The 3581-nt window shown below is 74.8% G+C and carries 5 protein-coding genes and 1 pseudogene; 2 read left to right on the top strand and 4 right to left on the bottom strand.

Translation table 11 applies throughout. The features are described from left to right. From QMK28_RS33705 to QMK28_RS33695, 3 genes and pseudogenes are all read right to left on the bottom strand, one after another. The coding region (locus QMK28_RS33705) for an ROK family protein (RefSeq protein ID WP_326443501.1) at positions 1-887 on the bottom strand (887 nt) is incomplete at its 3' end. Between the two features lie 123 nt (positions 888-1010). Further along, positions 1011-1661, bottom strand: a complete 651-nt coding sequence (locus tag QMK28_RS33700; protein ID WP_326443500.1) for a response regulator transcription factor — start codon at positions 1659-1661, stop codon at positions 1011-1013. A gap of 9 nt (positions 1662-1670) precedes the next feature. Continuing rightward, positions 1671-2372, bottom strand: a pseudogene (locus QMK28_RS33695) (sensor histidine kinase); the annotation flags it as partial. Between the two features lie 98 nt (positions 2373-2470). Here QMK28_RS33695 and QMK28_RS33690 point away from each other — a divergent pair. Further along, positions 2471-2812, top strand: a complete 342-nt coding sequence (locus tag QMK28_RS33690; protein ID WP_326443498.1) for a hypothetical protein — start codon at positions 2471-2473, stop codon at positions 2810-2812. Between the two features lie 68 nt (positions 2813-2880). Beyond that, positions 2881-3066, top strand: a complete 186-nt coding sequence (locus QMK28_RS33685; protein WP_326443497.1) for a hypothetical protein — start codon at positions 2881-2883, stop codon at positions 3064-3066. Positions 3067-3121: 55 nt separating this feature from the next. Here the strand turns inward: QMK28_RS33685 and mug are convergent. Then, positions 3122-3581 (bottom strand): G/U mismatch-specific DNA glycosylase (mug, locus tag QMK28_RS33680; protein ID WP_326443495.1); only part of this gene is annotated, 460 nt, incomplete at its 5' end.

The raw sequence follows: 3581 nt of genomic DNA, 5'->3' as shown, positions 1-3581 counted from the left end.
CCGACAGCCTGTGAGGCCCGCTCGTCGCCGTCCCGCGCCAGGGCGAACACCCGCGCCGCCTGCGCCTCGTCCAGCGGATGCAGCGGCTCCCCGGTCGTGGACAGCACCTGCTCCGGTGTCGCCTCGCGGCCCAGCAGGTGCAGCGCGCCGATCTCCCCGGCCGCGCCGCCGTAACCGCGGTGCAGCCGGCCCCCGATGAGCGAGCCCGCCCCCGGGCTCAGCCCGGCCAGCACGAACACGATGTCGTCCGACTCGACCGCCACGCCCTTCCAGTGCTCGGCCACGGCGGCGGTGTTCGCGTCGTTCTCCACCAGCACCGGACAGCGGAACGAGCGCCGCAGCCGCTCGCCGAGCGCCAGCCCCGTCCAGCCGGGCAGCGCGGTGCACAGCCGTACGGTCCCGTCGGCCTCCACGATGCCGGGGCTGCCGACGCCGACCGCGCGCAGCGTGCTGCGGGCCACTCCGGAGCGGCGCAGCAGATCGGCTACCGCCGCCCGGACCTTCTCCAGCCGCTCGTCGGCCGACGCGGTCTCGAAGACCGCGCGGGAGGCCGCGCCGATCACCCGGCCGTCGAGGTCGGAGAGCAGCGCGGCGACCCGGTGCGGGCCGATCTCGACGCCGATCAGATGGCCGGCCTCGGCGCGGAACCGGAACCGGCGGGCCGGCCGCCCCTGTCGGCGAGCCCCGCCCTCCTCGGCGGCCGTCCCGACCACCAGACCGGTCCCGATGAGGCCCTCGACGGCGCCCTCGACCGTCGGCCGGGACAGACCGGTGACGTGCACCAGATCGGTCAGGGTGGGAGAGTCCGCCGCGCGCAGCGCGCGCAGCACCACCGCGGAGTTGATCCGTCGCAGCAGGGACGGGTCCCCGCCGGTGAGCCGCCCCAACGTCCGTCTCCCTCGCTTCGCGTGTGTGGCGGATGGTAGTCGTTGGACCGCGGCGCGGCGAGCACGGGAGAGCTCCGGCGCGCTCAGCCAGGGGAGACCGCGCTCAGCCAGGGGAGACCGCGCTCAGCCCGGCGAGACGAAGCCGGATTCATACGCGGCGATCACCGCCTGGGTGCGGTCGCGCGCCCGCAGCTTCGCGAGCACCGAGCTGACGTGCGTCTTCACGGTCTCGGTGCCCAGGAAGAGCCGCTCGGCGATCTCGGCGTTCGACAGTCCGCGCGCCATCAGCCGCAGCACCTCCGCCTCCCGTTCGGTGAGCGCGGCCCGGTCCATCGCCTCCCGCGCCCGGGGGTTGCCGTGCGAGGCGGCCAGGCTCCGTACGGCGGCGGGGAACAGCAGCGACTCGCCCTCGGCGATCAGCCGTACCGCGTGCACGATCTCGGCGGGCCGGGCGCGCTTGAGCAGGAAGCCGTCCGCGCCCGCGCGCAGCGCCTCGTAGACGTACTCGTCGTTCTCGAAGGTCGTCACGACCAGGATGCGCGGCGGCCGCTCCACGGACCGCAGCACCGCGCGGGTCGCCTCGATACCGTCCAGCAGCGGCATCCGGACGTCCATCAGCACCACGTCAGGGCGCATCTGCCGGACCAGCGGGACCACCGAGGCGCCGTCCGCGGCCTCCGCGACGACCTCGATGTCCGGCTGCGCTTCGAGGATCGCGCGCAGCCCGGCGCGCACGAGTTGTTCGTCGTCGACCAGCAGGACGGTTATCGGCACTGGATCACCCTAGGCCCTGCTCAGGCCGTCCACGGGCAGTCTGACGAGGACCCGCCATTCGCCTTCGTGCGGCCCGGCGGCGGCCTCGCCGCCGAGCAGCGTGGCGCGCTCCCGGATGTCGCGCAGCCCGCTGCCGCCATTGCGCGCCGGGGCGGCGGCCGGAAACGCCGGGTCGGCGGAGCCCGGCGCAGGAAGCGGATTGCGTACGTCCAGCTCCAGCGCCCCGCCGTCGACCGCGATGCGCACGGCGACCGGCACCGGCCCCGCGTGCCGCAGCACATTCGTCAGCGACTCCTGCACGATCCGGTATCCCTCCCGCGACACCGGCCCGGACAGCGCGTCCAGCGGGCCGCTGACCTCGGACTCCAGCGCGGAGCCCGCGGCGCGGGCCGACTCCAGCAGCCGTTCGGCGTCGGCGAGGGTCGGCCGGTCCTCGGTGCTCCGCGGGGTGTCCGCGCGGAGCAGCCGCAGCACCCGCTCCAGATCCTCCAGCGCGTGCCGCCCGGTGTCCTCGATGGCGGCGAGCGCCCGCTCGGTGAACTCCGCCGACCCGGCCGTCCGCGCCGCGCCCGCCTGCACCACCGCGACGGTCAGCGCGTGCCCGATCGAGTCGTGCAGCTCGCGGGCCAGCCGGTTGTGCTCCAACAGGCGCTCCGTACGCTCCTCCAGCGTCGTCAGCCGCTCCGCCGCCGAGGGGCCTGTTCTACGGCGGCAAGCTGGCGCTGGTCGGCGGCCTCACCCTCGCCGTCGGGCTCGTCACCGGCTTCGTCTCCTTCCTCGGCGGGCAGACCCTCCTCGGTGACGACGGCGTGGGCCTCGGATCGCCCGGCGCGCTCAGGGCTGCCGTCGGCTGCGGCCTCTACCTCGCGCTACTGGCCGTGCTGTCGGCCGGTACGGCGGCGCTGCTGCGCAGCCCGGTCGCCTCCCTCGGGCTGCTCATCCCGCTGCTCTGCTTCGTCGCGCCGATCCTCGGCAGCGACTCGGCGATCCAGCCGGTCACCCGGTTCCTGCCGGATGCGGCAGGTCAGCAGATCCTGCACACCGTCCGCGACGACGGCCTCGCGCCCTGGACCGGGCTCGCGGTGCTGGCGCTGTGGGCAGCCGCGGTGGCGTGCGCCGGCTGGCGGGTGATGGAGCGGCGCGACGCGTGACTCCTGACGGCTGGCCAGCCGCCCCCGGTACGCGGGGCGTTGTCAGACCCGGACGGTTCAATGGAAGCATGGACACCGTTGGCGCTGTAGGCATCGCCCGGCACCTCGCCGCGATCGACCGGCTGCCGGCCGGGCCCGTGGGCAGGGTGGCCGAGCTGCGGATCGGCGAGTACCTCTGGGACGACGACGGCACGGGCGCGCGGCGGCCGAGGAGGAGTTCGAGGCCGAACGGGAAGCCCTGGCCGTGGTGCTGACGATCCGCTGGGGCGAGCGCGGGCGGCTGGACCTCACCGACCACCTGGTGGCGGCTCAGCCCTCGGCCGCCGCGCGCAGCCGTCCGAACTCCTCCGCCATCGTCCGGAGCGTCCAATGCGCGTTGAGGCCGCTCGGGTTGGGCAGCGCCCAGACCTTCGTGTCCCCGATCGTGCGCTCCTGCGGGCCGATTTTGGCCTTCTTGTCGTCGAAGGCGGCCCGGTACGCGGTCACGCCGACCACGGCCAGCCACTCCGGCCGCAACCGCCGCACCTTCTCGGTGAGAATCCGGCCGCCCTCGCGGAACTCCTCGGCGCTCAGCTCGTCGGCTCGCGCGCTCGCCCGCGCCGCGACGTTGGTGATGCCGAGCCCGTACGAGATCAACTCGCCCTGCTCCGAGGGCTTCAGCTGCCGGGGCGTGAAGCCCGAGGCGTGCAGCACGGGCCAGAAGCGGTTGCCGGGGCGGGCGAAGTGGAAGCCGGTCGCGGCGGTCGTCAGCCCCGGGTTGATGCCGCAG

The sequence above is a fragment of the Streptomyces sp. H27-D2 genome, from assembly GCF_035828615.1.
GTDB lineage: Bacteria > Actinomycetota > Actinomycetes > Streptomycetales > Streptomycetaceae > Streptomyces.
This window is presented reverse-complemented; position numbering and strand designations above follow the sequence as displayed.